Source organism: Candidatus Krumholzibacteriia bacterium, from assembly GCA_035649275.1.
GTDB lineage: Bacteria > Krumholzibacteriota > Krumholzibacteriia.
Genome location: DASRJW010000021.1, coordinates 1 through 20,301, shown reverse-complemented (window position 1 = coordinate 20,301; position 20,301 = coordinate 1). Strand labels below are relative to the sequence as shown.

Sequence of the window (20,301 nt, the reverse complement as noted above, 5' to 3'; positions counted from 1 at the left end):
TCCAGATGTCCTCGCGCCGTACGTGCATGCCGCGGATGTCGTTGAGCATGCCGTCGTTGGTTTCGCCCACGACGGCGTTCACCGAGCGCACCTCGCTGTTGCCCGGCTGCCGCAACGTCCAGGCCACCACGGCCTCCACCGCCGTGCCCACTGCGAGTGTGTTGGTAAGCACGATGGGCGTTTCGAGCCGCCCGAGCTCTCGCACCTGCAGGAAGCCCGCAGCCTTGCCGAAGCCGTTGCCGACGTACACTGCCGCGGGTGCCTGGCGCTGGAACGGGTCGCCTGGGTGCGGCAGGATCGCGGTGACCCCAGTACGCACCGAGTCGCCTTCGATGCGAGTGCAATGACCGACGCGCACGCCGGCGACGTCGGTGATCGCGTTCCAGCGCCCCGGTTGCAGCACCCCCAGCCGCACACCGAGGTCGCGGAGGCGCGGCCGCTCGCCTTCCGCCGCGCCGGTGACCACCAAGACCGCAACGAGACACCGGATTCCGAAGTGGAGTCCGTGCCATACCGGCTCGGCATACGGGAGCGGAGCAGCCACGAGCCCTTCGCCAGGTGTGCGTCCGGGGCGTCTTAGCCCTTGCAAGCGTGGATCGGCGGCGATCCTAGCATGGAGCAGCCTGGGCTCGGCGCAGCGGGCTGGCCGTTTGCTTCACTGGTGATCCCGTCGCGGCCGTTGTAGGCTCCGGTCAGGCGTTCCCCCATCCCGGGTCACGTCGTCCCCGATCCGTGTCCTTGGCGCGGCGCAGCAGAGCGTGGTCATGTCCGAAGACGAAACCATCGTTCCGGGTTGGTCGGACGGCAACCCGATCGAGCCGGGCCGGCCCCCGCAGCGTGAGCCGCATAGTGTGGCACCCCCAGCGACGCCACCACCTTCCTCCGCGCCCGAAGAAGCGCCGCCGGGCATGCCTCACGACGTGGAGGCGACGTTGCATTCCGCCGACGTCCCGAGCGCCGGCCACACGGCACCCACCGACGGCCTCATCGGCAAGTACAAGCTGCTGCAACGCATTGGCGCCGGGGGCATGGGCGAGGTCTACGAGGCCCAGCAGCTCGAGCCCATCCGCCGTCGAGTCGCTCTCAAGCTCATCAAACGCGGCATGGACACCGACGCCATCGTGGCGCGCTTCGAATCGGAGCGCCAAGCCCTGGCGCTCATGGATCACGATTGCATCGCCAAGGTCTACGACGCCGGCGCCACCCCCGACGGCCGTCCGTACTTCGTCATGGAGTACGTCAAGGGCATCCCGATCACGGATTACTGCGAGAAGAGTCGTCTCCCCACCAAGGCACGGCTCGAGCTCTTCCTGCGCGTGTGCGAGGGTGTCCAGCACGCCCACCAGAAGGGCATCATCCACCGCGACCTCAAGCCCACCAACGTGCTCGTCACGGTGCACGAGGACAAGGCGATCCCCAAGATCATCGACTTCGGCCTGGTCAAGGCCACGGCCCAATCCCTCACCGACCGCACCCTCTTCACCGAGCTCGGCCAGATGATGGGTACTCCGGAGTACATGAGCCCGGAACAAGCCGAGATGTCCGGCCTCGACATCGACACGCGCACCGACGTCTACTCCCTCGGTGTCCTCCTCTACGAGATCCTCGTGGGCAGCCTCCCCTTCGATCCCAAGACCCTGCGCCAAGGCGGTTACGAGGAAATCCGCCGCAAGATCCGCGAGGAGGAGCCGCAGCGGCCCAGCACGCGCCTCACCGTCCTCGCGTCGACGGGTGACGCTGCGCCGCGCCCGCGCACCGAGATGGTGGCGTTGTCCAAACAGCTGCGCGGTGATCTCGACTGGATCGTCATGACGGCGATGGAGAAGGACCGGGCGCGGCGCTACGCCTCCGCTTCCGATCTCGCCGCCGACATCGTCCGCCATCTGAAGAACGAGCCCGTCCTCGCCGGCCCACCCAGCCACCGCTATCGCATGAAGAAGTTCGTCCTGCGCCACAAGGTAGGCGTGGCGGCCGCGTCGGCGGTGATGGCCGCGGTGATCCTGGGGATGGTCGGCACCACCTTGGGCCTGCTGCGCGCACGCCGAGCGCAGCGCGTTGCCAGCGAGGAAGCCGCCACCTCCCGGCAGGTTTCCGACTTCCTCGTCGGTCTGTTCAAGGTGGCCGATCCTGAATCCACCCTCGGGAGCACGATCACCGCTCGGCAGATCCTCGACCAGGGCGCGGCCCGCATCGAGCACGAACTACAGGATCAGCCGCAGACCCAGGCCCGCCTCCTCTACACCATGGGCAACGTCTACAAGAATCTCGGACTCTACGGTCAGGCGCAGCCGCTACTCGAGAAGTCCTACCACTTACGGCAGGGTTCGCGACACGATGAGGACCTGGCGTTGGCCAGCAATCTCGCCAGCCTGGGCGACCTGGCGCGCTTGCGAGGAAACCTGACGATGGCAGAGTCACTCCTCGTCGAAGCCGTTGCCGCGAAGGAGAAGCTCCTCGGACCCGACGATCCCCAGGTGGCCGCCAGCCTCAACGAGCTCGGTGTGGCCTACACGGCGCACGGCAAGTTCCCCGACGCCGAATCGACTTTGGTCCGAGCCCGCGGTATCCGCGAGCACGCCCTGGGACCCCAGCACCCCGAGTTGGCCGAGACACTCAATTACCTCGGCGTCCTCTACTGGCGCCAGGGCCGCTACGCCGCCGCGGAGTCTCTCTACTTGCGCGCCATCACCATCTGGGAACAGACGCGCGGCGAGAATCATCCGGACCTCGGACGGGCCTTCGGCAACCTCGGCATTCTCTATCTCACGGTGGGGAAGTACGCCGACGCCGTCCCAGCTTACGAACGCGCTGTGTCGATCTACGAGAAGGTGTTGGGTCCGGAACACACGCGCACGGGGCAGGCCCTCGGGAATCTCGGCCGCGCCTACAACGAACTAGAAGACTATGCGAAGGCGGCACCGCTCTTCGAGCGCTCCCTCGCTATCTTGGAGAAGCGTCTCGGTCCCGACCACCCGAGTGTCGCCACCATGCTCAACAACATTGCGAACGTGAAGATGAAGCTGAACGACGATGCGGCAGCCGAACCGCTCTTCCGGCGCGCCTTGCAGATCCGCGAGCGTGCTCTCGGACCGGACCACCCCGACGTGTGGTGGACCGTTGCCGATCTCGGCGTGCTCTACCGGGATCGCGGCGACTATGCCGCCGCCGAGCCGCTCTTCCGGCGGGCGCTCGCCTCCTTCGAACGCCTCGACCAGGGCGACGGCGTGGCGTGGACCTTGAACGACCTCGGCATCCTCTTCACCAAGCGGCACGAGTTCTCCACCGCCGAAGCCTATTTCAAGCGCGCCGTACCGGCCTTCGATACGGCTCTCGGCTCCAATCATCCCGATCTCGCCAAGTGCCTCGACAATTACGCCACACTCCTGCGGCAAGCAGGGCGCGCCGGAGACGCAGAATCCCTGGAACGGCGGGCCCAGGCGATCCGGGCCAGTCGGCAACCGAGCTGAAGCCTGGTCGAACTCGACCCGACGAACTAGACCTGACGAATTTGACCCGACGAATTTCACCCGACGAACATGACCCGACCCGAAGTCTCCGGTAAGATTCCTGAGTCCCGCTACATTCCCGCCCCCAGATCGACCCGCTCGAGAGAGGCACCCCGAGATGCTGAAGGGCTTCTTCGTCCTTTCGGCCAGCCTGGGCCTCGTCCTGGCTGGCTGTTCGTTGCAGGAATCGCCGGTTTCGCCGCAGACCCAACGAGTTCAGTGTGTTCAACAACCTGAACCAGCGCGGCGGTGGGGACATCCCCGACTGAGGCCAGGAGCACGGCGCGTGGGAGCGCCGACGCGGTCAGCGCTCTGAACGCCAGCCGGACATCGCGGGCGCCGCGTTTCGACGAGGGACGCGGCGCCAGCTGCTTTCGGCGCCTCGACGAGGGGCGTCGTCCCTGCCGCTCTTGGCGCCCCGCCCCGTGATACCATCCATGGCGTTGGCCCTTGCGCTCGAGTGCCTGCGTTTCCAGCTTCGGTCCACAGAGAAGGAACGGATGGAGTACACGAACCAGAAGCGCATCCAGCCGTTACTCGAGAGCCTCGGCCGGCGGATCGTCGTCCTCGACGGCGCCATGGGCACGATGCTGCAGACCTACCGGCTGGGGGAAGCGGAGTTCCGTGGCGAGCGGTTCCGCGACTGGTCGCGCGACCTCAAGGGCGACAACGACGTCCTCTGTCTGACGCGCCCCGAGGTAGTGCGCGAGGTGCACGAGGGCTTCCTGGATGCCGGTGCCGACATCGTTTCCACCAACACCTTCACCGCCACCTCGGTGTCGCAGGCCGACTACGACCTCGGTTCCTTCGCCTACGACATCAACGTCGCCGGGGCGCAGATCGCCCGCGCCGCCGCCGACGCCTGGACGCGCCGCACGCCGGAGCGCCCGCGCTTCGTGGCCGGCTCGCTCGGGCCGACCAACCGCACCGCCTCCATGTCGCCGGACGTCAACGATCCGGGGCTGCGCAACATCACCTTTGCCGAGCTCGCCGCCTCTTACGGCGATGCGGCCCGCGGTCTCGTGGACGGTGGCGCCGACATCCTGCTGGTGGAGACGATCTTCGACACGCTGAACGCCAAGGCAGCTCTCTTCGCCATCGAGGAGTTCTTCGAGTCGCGCGGCCTACGTCTTCCGGTCATCGTTTCCGGCACGATCACCGACGCCTCGGGGCGCACCCTTTCCGGCCAGGTCGTCGAAGCGTTCTGGTATTCCGTGCGTCACGCCCGGCCCTTCGCCGTGGGCCTCAACTGCGCGCTCGGCACCCTGCAGCTACGCCCCCACGTGGAGGAGCTCTCGCGCCTCGCCGACGTGCCCGTCTCCGCGCACCCGAACGCCGGCCTCCCCAATGCTTTCGGCGGCTACGACGACACGCCGGAAATGATGGCCATGGCGCTCGCCGAGTGGGCAAGCAGCGGTTTCCTGAACATCGTCGGCGGTTGCTGCGGCACGACACCGGACCACATCCGCGCCATCGCCGCTGCCGTGGCGGACCTGCCGCCGCGGCAGGTGCCGCGCTTGGCGCCATGCACGCGGCTCTCCGGCCTCGAGCCGCTCCGCATCGACGACGATGCTCTCTTCGTCAACGTCGGCGAACGCACCAACGTCGCCGGCTCGGCGCGCTTCCGCCGCCTCGTGCAAGCGGGGGACTACGAGACCGCCCTGGAAGTGGCGCGCCAGCAGGTGCAGAACGGCGCCCAGATGCTCGACGTCAACATGGACGAGGGCCTCCTCGACGCCGTCGCCGCCATGCAGAGCTTCCTGCGCCTCGTGGCCGCCGAGCCCGACATCGCTCGCGTCCCGATCATGATCGACTCCTCCCGCTGGGAAGTGCTCGAGGCCGGTTTGCAGTGCATCCAGGGCAAGGGAGTGGTGAACTCTGTCAGCCTCAAGGAAGGCGAGGAGGAATTCCTCCACCGCGCCGAACGCGTGCGCCGCTATGGCGCCGCCGTGGTCGTCATGGCCTTCGACGAGCGCGGCCAGGCCGACTCCCTCGAACGCAAGCTGGACATCTGCCGGCGCGCCTACCGCCTCCTCACCGCCGCCGGCTTCCCCGCCGAGGACATCATCCTCGACCCGAACATCTTCGCCATCGCCACCGGGATCGAGGCGCACGACGGTTACGCCCTTGCTTTCATCGAGGCCTGTCGCGAAATCAAGCGCAGCTTGCCGCACGCCTGCATCTCCGGCGGCGTGTCCAACGTCTCCTTCTCCTTCCGCGGCAACGACCGCGTCCGCGAGGCCCTGCACTCCGTCTTCCTCTACCACGCCATCCAGGCCGGCATGGACATGGGGATCGTCAACGCCGGACAGCTGGAGATCTATGAGGAGATCCCGCGCGAGCTGCGCGACTGCGCCGAGGACGTGATCTTGAACCGCCGGCCCGGCGCGAGCGAGCACTTCCTGGAGCTCGCCACGCGTTACCAGGGCGACGGCGCCGCCGCCAAGGCCGCCGATCTCTCCTGGCGGCAGCTGCCGGTGACGAAGCGTCTCGAGCACGCCCTGGTGCACGGCATCGCCGATCACATCGAGGCCGACACCGAGGAGGCGCGCCAGCAGTGCGACCAACCCCTGGAAGTCATCGAGGGGCCGCTCATGGCGGGGATGAACGTCGTCGGCGATCTCTTCGGCGCCGGTAAGATGTTCCTCCCCCAGGTGGTGAAGTCCGCCCGGGTGATGAAGAAGGCTGTGGCCTACCTGGAGCCTTTCCTGGCGGCCGAGCGCAGCGCTGCGCGGCGCAGCAATGGCAAGATCGTCCTCGCCACGGTCAAGGGCGACGTGCACGACATCGGCAAGAACATCGTCGGCGTCGTGCTGCAGTGCAATAACTACGAGGTGGTCGATCTCGGAGTGATGGTGCCGAGCGAGAAGATCCTCGCCACCGCGCGCACCGAGAAGGCCGACGCCGTCGGTCTCTCCGGCCTCATCACGCCCTCTTTGGACGAGATGGTGCACGTGGCGCACGAGATGGAGCGTCTCCAGTTCGAGCTGCCCTTGCTCATCGGTGGCGCCACCACCTCGCGTCTGCACACGGCGGTGAAGATCGATCCCCAGTACCGCGGTGCCGTAGTGCACGTGCTGGACGCTTCCCGCGCCGTGGGTGTCGTCGGGCAGCTCCGCGGCAGCGGCCACGCCGACTTCGTGCGCGCCACGAAGAGCGAGTACGCCGCGATGCGCGAGCAGCGCCGCGCCCGGGAGGGCGCCGGCAAGCTCCTCTCCCTGGAAGCAGCCCGCGCCCGCAAGCTGCAACTCGATTGGACGGCCTACCGGCCGACGCGGCCCGCCGTTCTCGGCCGTCAGGTGCTGGCTCCCTATCCTCTGGCGGAATTGACCGGGCGCATCGACTGGACGCCCTTCTTCCAAGCCTGGGAGCTGGCCGGGCGTTACCCCGCCATCCTGGAAGATGCGGTGGTGGGTGAGCAGGCGCGCCACCTGTATCGCGACGCCGAGGAGATGCTGCGCCGCCTCGTCACCGAGGGCTGGGTCGAGGCCCGCGCCGTCTTCGGCCTCTTCCCCGCCAATGCCGTCGGCGACGACGTCGAGATCTATGCCGACGAAAGCCGGCGCCAGGTGCTGGCGCGACTCTCCTTCCTGCGGCAGCAAGCGGCGAAGAGCACCGCTCCGTCACCGGCTCCGGCGCTGCTCGCCACCGCCGCCGGAGGCGCTGCCGGCTCCGGTGCAGCCGGTGCTCCCCGTTCTGGCGCAGACCGCGAACAGACCGCCGCGACGCCGAACCTCTGCCTCGCCGACTTCGTCGCGCCCCGTGACGGCGGTGTTGGTGACTACGTCGGCGCCTTCGCCGTCACCGCCGGTCTCGGCATCGAAAAGAAGCTCGCCGCCTTCGCCGCCGACCACGACGACTTCTCCAGCATCCTGCTCAAGGCTTTGGCGGATCGGCTCGCCGAGGCACTAGCCGAAAGCTTGCACGAGCGAGTGCGCCGCGAATTCTGGGGTTATGCGCCGTCGGAATCCTTGCGCAACGAGGATCTGATCCAGGAGAAGTACTGCGGCATCCGTCCGGCTCCAGGCTACCCCGCCTGTCCGGACCACACGCAGAAGCGCCAGATCTGGCAGTTGCTCGAGCCGGAGCAGGTCGGCATCCAGCTGACCGAGAGCTTGGCGATGCAGCCGTCGGCTTCGGTATCCGGGTTCTACATCGCCCACCCCGAAGCCCACTACTTCGGCACCGGCCGCATCGGCCGCGATCAAGCGGCGGACTACGCCCGACGCGGTGGCCTGCCTCTCGCCGAGGTGGAAGCGTGGCTCGCGCCGGTTCTCGGTTACGAACCGGGAGCTTGAAGCGATGAAAACCTGTGGCAGCGCCCGCGGCGCCCTGGCGTTGTGCGCTTTGTTCTTGTCCGGCTGTGACGGCGGAACCTTGGCACCGTCCTCACCCGGCGTCGAGGGCACGGTCATTGGCTCCTCTGGTCAGCCCCTGGTGGGCGCAATCGCTCGGTGTTTCTTATAGTTGGTCGGTCGCTTGGAGTTCTTCGCCGCTGGTGATCGACGATGTGGTCTCGCCCAACCATCCGGAGACTCCGCCGGGGTTCCAGAGTTCCTCGTCCGCATCATGGGCTTTCAGCACCAGAGCCGATTCTCTCGCAGGATAGCGGCGCGGCCGCCGCCTCAATTGCCGCTGCCGGCAGGTAGGCCGCGCTGCGTGAGCAGGTACATGGCGAAGCTCGCCAGCCAGTGACCACCTTCGTAGTGCTCGCCCGTGACCGCGGCCAATCCAGAGCCCCGGTGGCGGGCGGCGGCTTCGCGCAGCGCCGGCAGCCGCGGATCTCCCGCTGGCAGCCCTGCCGCGATGCCCTCCAGCATCCACGCCCGGCTCAGGTTCAAGCCGTCCAAGTGCACGAGCTTACCGTCGGTGGGATCGGTGACCACGGCGGGTTCGAGCCAGGTGGAGGAAGGTTGCGACGGGATTCCGGGGAGGAACGCGTCGAGCCAACGCGCGAACTCGCCGGGAGGCAAGATGCGCCGGAGCAAGTCACCCTCGGCAAGACACGGGCTCAGGAAGTCCTGACCCGAAGGCTCGTACTCCAACGGGCAATCCCGGTCCGCTAGGTAGAGGGTGCGAATGCGCTCCTCGAGAAGGCGCAGCATGGCCGCGTCGTTCCGACCCTGCGCCCAGTCCCACGCCAGGCCGAAGGCGAATGCAGTCTGGTTGTGCTCGCCTTCACGGATGGGATAGGAGAGCTTCGGAAGCCAGTTGGTGAGACGCGCCACCACGGCACGTTCGAGGGGTTCGAGGTTCGTCGCCCAGCGTACGGCATCCGCGTCCTTCCACTCGCGCAGCTCCGCCCCCAGCTGCAGCAGCCACGCCAGACCGTAGGGGCGCTCGAAGGTGTTCCGTCCCGCTCCCTCCAGATAGCGCACTTCCGAGGCGATGTTCTCCGGGGTCAGGCTTTGCTCCAGTGCCGCCCGCGCCGCGGCCGCGAAGGGCGCTTGCGGGAACAGCCGTAGCGACCGCGCCAGGAGCCAGTGACCGTGCACCGCTGAATGCCAGTCGTAGCAGCCGTAGAAAGCCGGCGTCAGCTGGCGCGGGGGGAGAGCGTCGGCGTCACTGGAGAGGACGTGGGCGATCTTGTTGGGATACTCCCGGTGCACGCAATCCAGGGCGAGTTGCGCGAAGCGCGCCGCCACCGCGGCGGTCAGCTCTGGCGCCGGTGCCTCCGCGGCAATGGAAGTCTGCGGCGTAGTCACCCACAAGGGCCAGGCCACAGCGAGGACCAGGATGTTCTCGGCGACGAAGCCGCGGGCGCGAAGAAACACGCCTCTCCTCCTCGGCGTAGGCGCCGACATGCTCGGGAACATTCGAAGTCTCTTCACGGCAGGCGAGCGGGCGCGGCGCTGAGTTGCGCCGCCTGGAGCCGTTGGACGAGACGGGCGATTCTCGCATCGTCCGGGGCGAGCCTCTGCGCCTCCTGCGCCGTAGCCAGGGCCTCCTGCATGCGGCTCATGGACGCGAGGGCGAGCGCCAGGTTCATGCGCAACCCGGCATGCTCGGGCGCCATGAGCACCGCCACGCGGTACATCGAGATCGCCTTGGCCGGGTCCCCTGCGCGCATCGTCTCCGTAGCCTTGTTGTTCAGGGCATCGACGAAGGTGGGCTCCAGCGCCAATGCTTCCTGAGTTCTCGCCGCCGCCGCTCTGGCGTCGCCCAGCGTCAGGTCTTTCTCGGCTTGCTCCAGGAGCGCCCAACCCAGATTGTTGCGCGTCTGCGCCAGCAAGTCCTCGTCACTGGAGTTGAGTGTCAGAGAGTGCTTGTTGGCTTCGATGGCACCCTTCAGGTCGCCCTGGGTATACAGGGCGATGCCGAGATTGGTCTGTGCCAGATCGAAGCGCGGGAAGGTACTTCCCAGCACCACCCGCGTCTGGTGCTCGTCCATCGCCGGATGCGCGTGGGTGTAGACGAGAAGCACGATGGCGGCGGCGAAAGGTAGCCAGTTGAGACCGTGCTCGGCCCAGGCGGGCATCCGGCTCCAGCTGCGATTCCACCAGCGGCCTGCGGCGCGCACGACCTCCGTGCCCCCATCGAGGCCCAGGAGCTGACGCGTGGGCTTTTCCTTCACCTTCCAGATGAAGCCGTCGTAATAGAAGTGCAGCAAGCCCGAAGCCGCCAGGATGCCTCCCCACACCGGCGTCGCATCGGCCGCGGAGCTCATTGGCTTCCAGTTCTTGAAGAGCATCTCCACGAAATAGAGGCTTCCATAGGCCATGACCAGGGCGACATAGAAAATGGCCCGCGCCTGGCTCCGCCCGAAGATGGCCAGCGTCGCCCTACCCACGGCGGCGGGAGAGGTGAGGGCGCGTTTGCGGTTGAACAACCAGACGATGGTGAGGTACTGCACGTCGTGGAAGATCTCGAACATCAAGATGCCCACCAGGAGGTTCTTCACCACCAGGCAGCAATACATCCAGAAAGCCAAGCTCGTCACCAAACCGAAGAGCTTCACCGGACTCTGCGGCTGGCCTCGATGCCAGCAATAGAAGACGTTGCCTATGTACCCGAGCGTCACCACCGCCGCACCGACACCCCAGACGCTGCGCAGTGAGTGCAGCCACACCTGCGGCACGGCCGGCCCGCCGGCCAGGTAGAACGCTTCCAGGATGAAATGGGTGCGCGAGGAGGAAAGGAATATCCCGGCGCCGAACCAGGCGATGCACATCGCTTGGTCTAGCCGTGTCGTCCAGCGGGCGAAGGACTTCACCTTGGCATCGTAGATCCGTAGAAACCCGTACACCTGCATGGCCCCATGCCACACACCCCAGCCGTAGGCGATGAGGGTGATGGCGTGCATGCCCGAATCCAGGAGGGCGAAGGCGAAACACGTGCCGATGAGCACGATGGGTCCGGCGATGAAGCGGGCCTTGAAGCGCGCGAACAGGTCGCGATCGCCGTAGGCCCGCATCATACCCGGGAGATGGTGCCCCAGCGCCCCGAAAGCGGCGACCACCAAGTACATCTGGCTGGCGTGCCAAAGGCGCTCGGCCAGGATGACCACGGGGAGGATGAGGATGGGCGTGCCGACGAAGAGGACGAAGTCCCGGGCGCGACTCAGGATCCACAGCGGCGCCGCGCCCACGGCACTCGCTCCCGGAAGCCTCGGGGCCACCGCTGCGGCGCTCGCGGATACCCGGTTCATTCCGTTCCTCCGGCCTGGGGGGCACGAAGTTCGCGTATGGAACAGATAATGTTAACGGCCGAGCGCCACGAGGGTCAAGCGCGGCTGTCCGCCGCGCTGCCTCGGCGCCCCAGCGGGCCGTTCTCGAGCCGTGTTGCCTTCCCTCTGCCTGCGGTCTAGACTCCAGTCCACGGGACCGTTGCTGGCATGAGGCGATGTTGCACGTTACCAACGTGCGCCAAAGGACCGCCAGCATCCGGGACTGCCACGATGGTGAAGCCTCCCTTCGGGAGGGAGCGATGGCAGGTCCGAAAAGCGTCGACACCGTCGAGTTCCCTCTGCACCCGGAGCGGGAGCGCCAGCACCAGGCTGCATCACACACCTCGCTGCACGTCGAAGTTTCGGCGCTGACACACACCGGCAAGGTGCGTTCCAATAACGAGGACCATTATCTGGTCACCCGCGCGGGACGTTCCCTGCAGACGTTGATGACGAATCTGCCTACCGGAGATATCCCGGACCGCTTCGACTCCACCGGCTTCGTCATGATCGTCGCCGACGGCATGGGCGGGCACGCCGGTGGCGAGGTCGCCAGTCGGATGGCCATCGGTACCCTCGTGCAACTGCTTCTCGACGTCCCCGATTGGATCATGAGCTTCGACGAAGCGAACATGCCGCGTCTCAAGGAGCGCATGACGAGCTACTACCGTCGCGTGGACCAGGCCCTGGCGGCGTACGCAGGCTCGCACGAGCAGCTGCTGGGCATGGGCACCACGATGACCGTCGGCTCCAGCATTGGCACCGATCTTTTCCTCGCCCACGTGGGCGATTGCCGCTGCTACCTCTTTCGCAACCGGCGCCTGCGTCAGCTCACCCATGACCAGACCCAGGCGCAGCGGCTCCTGGACGCCGGCACCATGCAGCCGGAAGAAGCGGCCACGAGCCGGCTGCGCAATGTGCTGACTCAAGCCCTCGGGGCCGGGGACCCGTCCTTGCAAGTGGAGATGCAGCGCGTCGAGATCCGCGCCGGTGACCGCCTCCTGCTCTGCACCGACGGGCTCACCGACATGATCGACGACGAGGCGATCGGCGCTGTGCTGGAGCGCCCGCAACCACCAGCGGCGAGCTGCACCGCTCTCGTCGACCTCGCCCTGGAAAGGGGCGGGCGCGACAACGTCACCGTCGTCGTCGCCGACTACACGGCAGGCTCGGTCAAGCCATCGGGCTCCGGCGACGCCTCCCGCGCTGCCACCACGCGTACACCGGGACTCCCGCCAGAACGATGAGCACGCCGTAGAGGGCCTGCTTCCAATCCTGCACTGCGCTCGCCACCGCCACACCGAGCGATACCAGCAGGTAGAGCGCTGGTGTCACTGGATAACCTGGACAGCGGTACGGTACGGAGTCCGTTCGCGACCCAGCGCGCTTGTCGCCCGCTCTCGAACTCGCCGCGTCCACTCCCGTGCTGCTTTCTTCACCCGCCGCCTGTTCGCCGCCACCTTCCTCCGTTCCGGTGTGGCGGAAAACGAAGAGCGCCGCCACTGCGAGGGAGGAGAGCAGCAGAATCGCCAGCGTCGACCAGTTGACCAAGACCTCGATGCGTCCAGTGAGAGAGAAGAGAGCGGTCCAGATCCCGCCGGCCCAGAGCGCCATGGACGGAACTCCGGCGGCATTCGTGGTCGCCAGCGCCCGCGGCGCCAGATCGTCGAGCGCCATGGCGTAGTAGATCCGCGCTCCCGCCATCAAGGTCACGTTCGCGGTCCCCAGCACCGCCATCGCCACCAGCACGGCGAGCACACGCTCGGCTCCTTTTCCCAGCAGCTGCTGCGCCGCCAGCGCGGCAGCGGTCGTCGAGCCGGCCATGACCTGGTGCGGCAAGACCACCAGCAAGAGCAGATTGAAGGCGACGTAGAAGAGCGTGACGCCGAGGGTCCCGAGCACGAGCCCCTTGGGAAGCTCGCGCTGGGGTTGTCGAATCTCGCCCGCCACGTACGCCGCCACGTTCCAGCCGGAATAGGTGAAGAAGACGGGCATCATCGCGCCACCGAGCGCGACGAGCGAGAGGACGGCGGGAGTGGCAGCAGCGCCGCCCGGGAGGATGGTTGGACCGGCGCCAGGCGCGCCCGTGATGCCTCCCGCGACGTCGCCGCCGAGCAGCAGGCCGGCGCCGAAGAGCACCACCAGCCCGGCGACCGGGAGCGCGGTGAGCCAGATCGTCGTCTGTCCGGCGACGCGCGCCCCAGCGACGTTGCCGGCCGACAAAGCCACGACGAGGAGCGCGGGAAGAACGGCACGCAAGAGGCCCGGGAGCTCCGCCAGCGCCGGCCACGCCGTGGTCACATTGTCCATGGTCACGATCGCCATGACCGCGGCGGCACCAGAGAAGGTGACGATCAGCGCGGCCCAGCCGGTGAGGAATCCCCAGAGGGGACCGAAGGCGACGTGCAGGTACTGATAGTCACCACCGGCCCGTGGCAGCCGCGCGCCGAGCTCCCCGTACACCGCCGCACCGGCGAGCGACACCACACCCCCGAGGGTCCAGGCGACGAGAGGCCACACTGCGCCCGGCAGCGCTCCCGCCACCAATCCCGGGGTGATGAAGATTCCGGCGCCGATCATGTTTCCGGCCACGAGCCAACCGGCATCACCGGCGCCCAGCACCCGCTTCAGCACCATTCCATGGTCCTGCTGCTCCTGTCCCCTCAGCGATCGTAACGTTCCCGCGCTTGCTTGGTGCAGAACGGTACGAGGAAGACGAGAAGTGCCAGGGGTCCAGGACCCCAGGCCAGCGCGAGCATGCCACCGCGCTGCAACAAGGAGAGGAATCCCAGAGCGGCGTTGGCCAGGATGAAGACGACGGCCCCGTGTCGCGCCCAGCGCTTGCGTCGCCAGAGTCCGACGACGACGACTGCGGCGCCCGCCGCCTCGAGAGCCAGCAGGGTCCGCTGCGGCGCCATCGCCGCCCGTCCGATCGCGAGCAGCGCCAGCACCGCGATCCCCACTAGCAAGATCTGGAAGCTGGCGAACAGGAGGGGAAACATGCCACCGCCGCCAGCGAAACCACTTTCGCGGCCGCGTTGCGCTTCCCGGAAACGTTCGCGTTCTTCCTGCTCACCGCGGCAGTAGGGACATTCGATGTTCTCGGCGAAGAAGCGCCGCCCACAATTCTGGCACTCGACGAATTCCGACACGCCGTCCGCCGCCCCTCAGCCACCGATCTGGACGAAGCTCAGCATCGTACCGTAGTCGCCGCTGCCGAGATGGTGGGTCTCCGGTTTCGCCGCCACCGCGGCGTCGATGGCCGCGTCGAGCCGCGCCTGCCACCCCGCACCGTGGAGGTGCGGCCGGAGCGGCGCTTCCTCGCGGCCGAACAGGCAGGTGCGCAGCTTGCCATCGGCGGTGAGACGCAGCCGATTACAGGCGGCGCAGAAGTTCTGTGACAGCGGGTTGATGAAGCCGATGGGCGGCGCCTCGGGGCGGCTCCGATCGCGGTAGGCCCGCGCCGGCCCGTCGTGGGCCTGCGGGCCCAAGGGCTCCCAGCGGGCTTCGCCGCCCAAACGCGCCAGAACGTCGTGGTTGGAGAGGAAGTGATCCGGTTGGATGCCATGGGTGGCCCCGGTGGGCATCATCTCGATGAAGCGCAGGTGCAACCCGCGCTCCGCGGCGAAATCCACCAGAGCCTCGACCTCGTCGTCGTTCACCCCGCGCATCACCACGGTGTTCAGCTTGATGGGAGCGAAGCCGGCCTCGCGGGCGGCGTCGATACCGTCCAGCACCTTGGCGAGCGCGTCGGAGCCCGTGATGCTCTTGAAGGTGTCCTGCCGCAGGCTGTCGAGGCTGACGTTCACGCGCCGCACGCCAGCGGTGTGCAGCGGCCCGGCCAGCGGGCGCAGCCGCACCGCGTTGGTCGACAGCGCCAGGTCGCGCACCCCGGGCAGCCGCGCCAGGCGCGCGGCGATCTCCAGCACGTCCGGCCGGATCGTCGGCTCGCCGCCGGTGAGCCGCAGCTTCTGCACCCCCCGTTGGACGAAACGACCCACCAAGCGCTCGATCTCGAGGGGCGAAAGCACCTCGTCCAGCCGGAAAGGAATGCGCTCCGGCATGCAGTACTTGCAGGTGAGGTTGCAGCCCTTGAGGAGCGAGATCCTGAGATAGGTGAGGATCCGCCCGTAGCGGTCCTGGAGCACGCGGCTCTCCTTTCCAAACACGGGAGGCACGGCCGTTTCCCGCCGCACCCTGTCGGCTGCCGGCCCTGGGTCCTTGGACCTTTAGGTCCGGGCAGCTCGGAGAGACTGCTGCTCCGAAGATAACACGCCCGGGCACTTGCCGGCACTCTCCGGTCACTGTCCAACGCCCCGCTGACAGCCCCGCGTAAACCATCCAAGCTCCATTGTTGCAATGTGTTGAAGACACCTGACCGGGCCCTCGCCGCCTGGTGGGTCACCCAAAAACGCGACGCGAGCCTCTGTTAGGATCGGGGCATGGAAGCGCTCACTGCCAGAGTTCGCGCCGCCGCCACGGAGGCGGGCTTCGATCTGGTCGGAATCTCCCCGGCGCAGCGAGCGCCCCTCGCCGAGCAGCTGCACGCCTGGCTGCAGCATGGCATGCACGGGACGATGCGCTACATGGAAGATCCCGATGGCCGGCGCGCGGATCCCGTTGCGTACCTGCCCTGGGCGCGTTCGCTCGTCCTGGTGGGCCTCAACTACCAGACGCCGCACGCGCTTTCCCAGGACCCGGCGCGCGGCGCCATCTCCCGCTATGCCTGGGGCCTCGACTATCACCGCTTGCTCCGGGCGCGCCTCGAAAAGCTGCGGCAGGCGATGGATGTGTTGGCGCCCGGCTCACGCACCCATCCCTTCGTGGACACGAGCCCGGTTCTCGAGAAGGGTGTCGCCGAAGCCGCGGGTCTCGGCTGGCGCGGCAAGCACACCAACCTCCTGAGGAAACGCTACGGCTCATGGTTCTTCCTCGGCGGCCTCGGTACCGATCTCCGCCTCGGCTACGATCGGCCCGCACGCGACCATTGCGGCACCTGCACTCGCTGCATCACCGCCTGTCCTACCGGAGCCATCGTCGCCCCGTATGTTCTCGACGCGCGACTCTGCATCTCCTATCTCACCATCGAGCTGCGCGGGCCGATTCCGCGTGCGCTGCGCCCGCTCGTGGGCAACCGCATCTTCGGCTGCGACGACTGCCAGGATGTCTGCCCGTGGAATCGCTTCGCCACCTCCACGACGGAGCCGGGCTTCGAGCCCCGCCAGGGCAACCTCAACCCGCTTCTCCTCGACCTCATGGGAATGGCCAAGAACGAATGGAATCGTCGCTTCCGGCACTCGCCCATCCGCCGCGCTCATTACGCAGGGTTTTTGCGCAACGTCGCGGTCGCCCTCGGCAACTGGGGCGCTCCCGAAGCAGTGCCCACTCTGCTGGCGCGTCTCGACGACCCGCACCCCTTGGTGCGCGGCCACGTTGCCTGGGCCCTCGGCCAGTGCGGGCGGGGCGTGGCGCGTGAAGGCGCGGTCGCGGCCCTGCAAGATCGGCTCGCTCACGAGACGGACTCCTGGGTGCGGGAAGAGATCGAGCTCGCCTGTCTTCGAGGAGGGCGCGCACCAGGACGCTCCCGAGCCGGGCTCGACTCGCACCTTCATGGAACGTCGTCCAGAGGACCAGGAGATCCGGTTTCTTGACCTACGTGCCACGCCAGCCGCGACCGCCCGACGCCGTGAGCCTCGAGCTGACGGGCGAGGTCATGCGTCGCCTCACCAGTCTTTGCACCGAGGCGGCGATCGAGCACGTGGAGTCGCTCGAGCACCGGCCGTCGTGGGACCTGGATGGCGCCCTCGAAGTGGCTGCCCTTTTCCGCGACGGTCCGCCGGAGCGGGGCACGCCGCTCGAGTCCTTGCTGCCGCTTCTCGAACGTGCCGCTTCCAAGAGTTTCACCACTTCCGGTCCGGGCTACCTGGCGTTCATCCCCGGCGGCGGCCTCTATCCCAGCGCCCTCGCCGACTATCTCGCTCTCGCTTACAACCGTTACGTGGGGGTATGGAACCCCGCGCCCGCCCTGGTGCAGCTCGAGTTGCAGAGCATCGATTGGATCCGGGAACTCGTGGGCTATCCGGCGGGAGCGCAGGGATTGCTCACCACCGGTGGCTCGCTCTCGAACTTCATCGCCATCGCCACCGCGCGTCGCAATCGACTGCCCGAGAACTTCCTCGACGGCACCTTGTACGCCTCCGTGGAGTCCCATCATTGCGTCGCCAAGGCGGCGCTCCTCGCCGGCTTTCCGGAGCGCAATCTGCGCCTCCTGCCGGTGGATGCCCGCCGCCGCCTGCGCCTCGATGCCCTGGCTGACGCGGTGGCCGAGGATCGCCGCCGCGGCCTGCGTCCCTTCCTCGTCGTGGCCAACGCCGGCACCACGAACACCGGCGCCATCGATCCCACCCCGGAGATCGCCGACTTCTGTGCCGCCAACGACCTGTGGTTGCATGTCGACGCTGCCTACGGCGGTTTCTTCCGCCTGGTGCGGGAGTCTCTCCTGCCGGGTCTCGAACGCGCCGACTCCCTGGTCCTCGACCCGCACAAGGGCCTCTTCCTTCCCTACGGCACCGGCTGCCTCCTCGTCCGCGATCCCGAGGCGCTCCGCCGCGCCCATCACTCCGGCGCCGATTACCTCCAAGACTTGCAGCTCCCCGAAGGCGCGGTCAGCTTCGCCGACATTTCGCCCGAGCTCTCCCGCGACTTCCGCGGCTTGCGCCTCTGGTTGCCGTTCCAGCTCTTCGGCGTCGATGCCTTCAGGGACAACCTGCGCGAAAAACTCGAGCTCACACACTGGGCATACGACGAGCTGCGCGCCGCCCCCGGCTTCGAGTGTCTCGACGAACCGCAGCTTTCCGTGCTGCCCTTCCGCTACCATCCCCGACGGGGCGACGTGAACGAGTTCAACGAGCGCTTGCTCCGCCGCGTCAACGACAAGCGCCGCGTCTTCATCACCAGCACGCGCATCGACGGTGCTTACGTGCCCCGCCTCGCGATTCTCAGCTTCCGCACTCACGGGCGGCACGTACAGGCCGCGGTGGAGGACATTCTCGCATCGGCACGGGAGTTGGAAAGCGAATGAGCGGCACGACGGGTCGGCACGAGGACGCGGCAAGTGAGCGGTACCTGTTGCCTTGGACGCGCTCCTGCTGGGTCTGCGGCCAGGACAATCCCATCGGACTGCGGGCGCGAAGCTTCAAGGTGGGTGACCGGGTCGAGCTGCCCTTCACCACCCGGCCAGAGCACGCCGGCTGGAGCGATGTCATCCATGGCGGCTTCATCGCCACGGTCCTCGACGAGGTGATGACCTGGGCGGCCATCCTCGGCAGCAACAAACCCGTCTTCGCCGCCGATTTCACCGTGCGCCTGCTGGAGCCGCTCCGCGCCGGCCTGGCCTGCACCGCCATCGCGCGCCTGAAGGAGAATCGCCGTCGCGTCTTCGACCTCGAGTCCTGGCTGGAGGATGGGGCGGGCAAGGTGTGGGCCCGGGGCACCGGCCGCTACATGCCGGTTCCCGCCGACCAGTTCGCTTCCTTCCATGCCGACTTCGTCGCTTCTGCCGAATGCCTGAATCTGGACCACATCTTCGGCGACACGCTGAAGCGCGCTGAGGGAGCGCCAGCTTCGTCGGAGCGCCAGGCGAACCGCCCCGCGGGCCGCTGAGCTCGCCGGCGTTCGCGACGGGTCTCAGTCCATGTGGATACGGACGCCGCGCTTCTCCTCTTCATCGATCAGCTGTTCCACCGATTCGAGGATGTACTCCCCCGGGGAACGGGGCAGCGTGGCCTGGAAGCGCTGTCGGAAAGGTTCGAGCGCGGCGACCCAGGGGGCCGGCATGGCTCCCTGGAATGGAAAGGCGTCGCCCCGTGTCTCCTGGAGCGCCTGACGCACCCGCTCCAGATTCTTCTCTTCCTCGGAGGTGCGCGGCGACTTCTCCTCCAGCTTGTCCCGCAGGTTGTGGAGCTGCTTCACGAAGACGCGCCGATGCTGCATGGTGAATTCGTCGACGGCGTCTTTCATGTCGTGGCTCGCGAACCAATCTGGATCGAACTCCTTGGACGGATCCCATTCGAGCCAGCAATAGGAGAGCAGGCAGAAGAGATAAGTGTACTCCCCCTCTCCCATTTCGGACGCCATCAGCCGCTGGGCCCGAGTGCCGACGTACTCCGTCGCTTGACCGAAGAGGCCGACACCGCCCTTGGCCATGCTCATTCCCTCGATGATCTTCTGAAAGAAGTTCCGGCCCTCGAAGTGCTTCCCGGTCTTGCCGACGAAACCTTCCAGACGGCCGCCGATCTCGGCGCGCGTCGTGAGCAGGCTTTCCCGCACCGCCAAGAAGAGCTGCACGCGCTCGGGACGTAGAGCGCCGTCCAGGTCCGGAACGAAGTCGTCGCGCGGCCCGAAACGCTCCAGCAAAGCCGTGCGCGCCTGTTCGACCTCATGCATGTGGGGCACTTGCTTCTTCACCCATTGGTACGATGCCACCCCGACGACCACCAGGAGGAGAATGATGACCAGGCAAGCCACACCGCAGCCGATGAACAGCTTCTTCACTCTCCACCTCCGAGGCAGCGATTGGCCAAGCTCGCGGCCTACTCTACACCACCGGGACCGCGTGCGGGATGAAGCCGTCCTCCTCTGAGTGGTCTCGACCTCCTACCGGGGTCACGGGCTCCAGACTCTCTTCGAGTCACCCTCGATCCTGCCGACGTCGCCACTCGAGTTCCCTCACCGCTCCGCATTCCACCCGGCATCGTCGCTACCAGGAACTCTGCTGCTCTTTTCTTGACCTTGAAGCTCTCCACTCGACTCCCCTCACTGTTCACGCCGCCGCTTTGTTCCTTTCTTCACGAGGTTCGTGCACAGGCGCGGCAGACACTGCTTGCCTCGCCGTCCGTCCCCGATACACCGTCACATTCGTGATTCTTTTCACAATGTGTTTCTTTGTGAAACGGTCTGTGCCGCACGCTGTGCGGTTATCCACAGGGTTGGCACGCCGACTTGCATGTTTGTGGATAACACGAGAAGAAAGCCGTCAAAGATTCTTACGCTGTCCACGATGTGTACAGCTGCAGAGTCTCTGCGAGCAGTCGGCGCGATGGTTTCCGTGCAGACCTGTTGACAAGCTTC

The 20,301-nt window shown here is 67.1% G+C and carries 14 protein-coding genes and 1 riboswitch; of the genes, 6 read left to right on the top strand and 8 right to left on the bottom strand.

The window, feature by feature from the left end; all coding sequences use genetic code 11:
• Positions 1-469 (bottom strand): P1 family peptidase (locus VFE28_01610; GenBank protein ID HZM14671.1); only part of this gene is annotated, 469 nt, incomplete at its 3' end.
• A gap of 295 nt (positions 470-764) precedes the next feature.
• On the opposite strand from VFE28_01610, the gene VFE28_01605 reads away from it, so the two are divergent.
• Together VFE28_01605 and metH are read left to right on the top strand one after the other, a co-directional pair.
• Complete coding sequence (locus VFE28_01605; protein ID HZM14670.1) at positions 765-3,467, top strand: serine/threonine-protein kinase; 2,703 nt, start codon at positions 765-767, stop codon at positions 3,465-3,467.
• Between the two features lie 539 nt (positions 3,468-4,006).
• Complete coding sequence (gene metH, locus VFE28_01600) at positions 4,007-7,804, top strand: methionine synthase (protein HZM14669.1); 3,798 nt, start codon at positions 4,007-4,009, stop codon at positions 7,802-7,804.
• Between the two features lie 327 nt (positions 7,805-8,131).
• Here metH and VFE28_01595 read toward each other — a convergent pair whose 3' ends face one another.
• Positions 8,132-9,280 (bottom strand): DUF2891 domain-containing protein, encoded by a 1,149-nt coding sequence (locus tag VFE28_01595; GenBank protein ID HZM14668.1) that lies wholly within the window; start codon positions 9,278-9,280, stop codon positions 8,132-8,134.
• A 53-nt stretch (positions 9,281-9,333) separates the two neighbouring features.
• Positions 9,334-11,154: a tetratricopeptide repeat protein gene (locus VFE28_01590; protein ID HZM14667.1), complete on the bottom strand. Its 1,821-nt coding sequence runs from the start codon at positions 11,152-11,154 to the stop codon at positions 9,334-9,336.
• 278 nt (positions 11,155-11,432) lie between these two features.
• On the opposite strand from VFE28_01590, the gene VFE28_01585 reads away from it, so the two are divergent.
• On the top strand, positions 11,433-12,419 hold the full coding sequence (locus VFE28_01585; GenBank protein HZM14666.1) for a protein phosphatase 2C domain-containing protein: 987 nt from the start codon (positions 11,433-11,435) through the stop codon (positions 12,417-12,419).
• Here VFE28_01585 and VFE28_01580 read toward each other — a convergent pair.
• The 3 genes from VFE28_01580 to moaA all read right to left on the bottom strand — a co-directional run bounded on the left by VFE28_01580 (position 12,346) and on the right by moaA (position 15,320).
• The gene (locus VFE28_01580; protein HZM14665.1) at positions 12,346-13,809 is read right to left on the bottom strand and encodes an APC family permease; all 1,464 of its coding nucleotides are present in this window, start codon (positions 13,807-13,809) and stop codon (positions 12,346-12,348) included. The two genes, VFE28_01585 and VFE28_01580, sit on opposite strands and share 74 nt — an antisense overlap.
• A 26-nt stretch (positions 13,810-13,835) precedes the next feature.
• Positions 13,836-14,324, bottom strand: a complete 489-nt coding sequence (locus VFE28_01575) for a hypothetical protein (protein ID HZM14664.1) — start codon at positions 14,322-14,324, stop codon at positions 13,836-13,838.
• Between the two features lie 15 nt (positions 14,325-14,339).
• Entirely contained in the window at positions 14,340-15,320 is a 981-nt protein-coding gene (gene moaA / locus VFE28_01570; protein ID HZM14663.1) for a GTP 3',8-cyclase MoaA, read from the bottom strand.
• Positions 15,311-15,434, bottom strand: a riboswitch (molybdenum cofactor riboswitch). Its footprint overlaps the gene before it by 10 nt.
• Before the next feature lie 180 nt (positions 15,435-15,614).
• On the opposite strand from moaA, the gene queG reads away from it, so the two are divergent.
• Genes queG through VFE28_01555 form a run of 3 tightly spaced genes read left to right on the top strand, consistent with a single transcriptional unit; the run spans position 15,615 to position 18,834 of the window.
• Positions 15,615-16,823 carry a tRNA epoxyqueuosine(34) reductase QueG gene (gene queG, locus VFE28_01565; protein HZM14662.1) on the top strand — a complete coding sequence of 403 codons (1,209 nt, stop codon included), beginning with the start codon at positions 15,615-15,617 and terminating at the stop codon, positions 16,821-16,823.
• Between the two features lie 5 nt (positions 16,824-16,828).
• A complete protein-coding gene (locus VFE28_01560; protein ID HZM14661.1) occupies positions 16,829-18,253 on the top strand; it encodes an aminotransferase class V-fold PLP-dependent enzyme in 1,425 nt (474 codons plus the stop codon).
• Positions 18,250-18,834 (top strand): PaaI family thioesterase, encoded by a 585-nt coding sequence (locus tag VFE28_01555; protein HZM14660.1) that lies wholly within the window; start codon positions 18,250-18,252, stop codon positions 18,832-18,834. The genes VFE28_01560 and VFE28_01555 overlap by 4 nt, the downstream gene beginning before the upstream one ends.
• A 24-nt stretch (positions 18,835-18,858) precedes the next feature.
• On the opposite strand, the gene VFE28_01550 is transcribed toward VFE28_01555, so the two are convergent.
• Positions 18,859-19,725: a hypothetical protein gene (locus VFE28_01550; GenBank protein HZM14659.1), complete on the bottom strand. Its 867-nt coding sequence runs from the start codon at positions 19,723-19,725 to the stop codon at positions 18,859-18,861.
• A gap of 375 nt (positions 19,726-20,100) precedes the next feature.
• Positions 20,101-20,301 (bottom strand): hypothetical protein (locus VFE28_01545; protein ID HZM14658.1); only part of this gene is annotated, 201 nt, incomplete at its 5' end.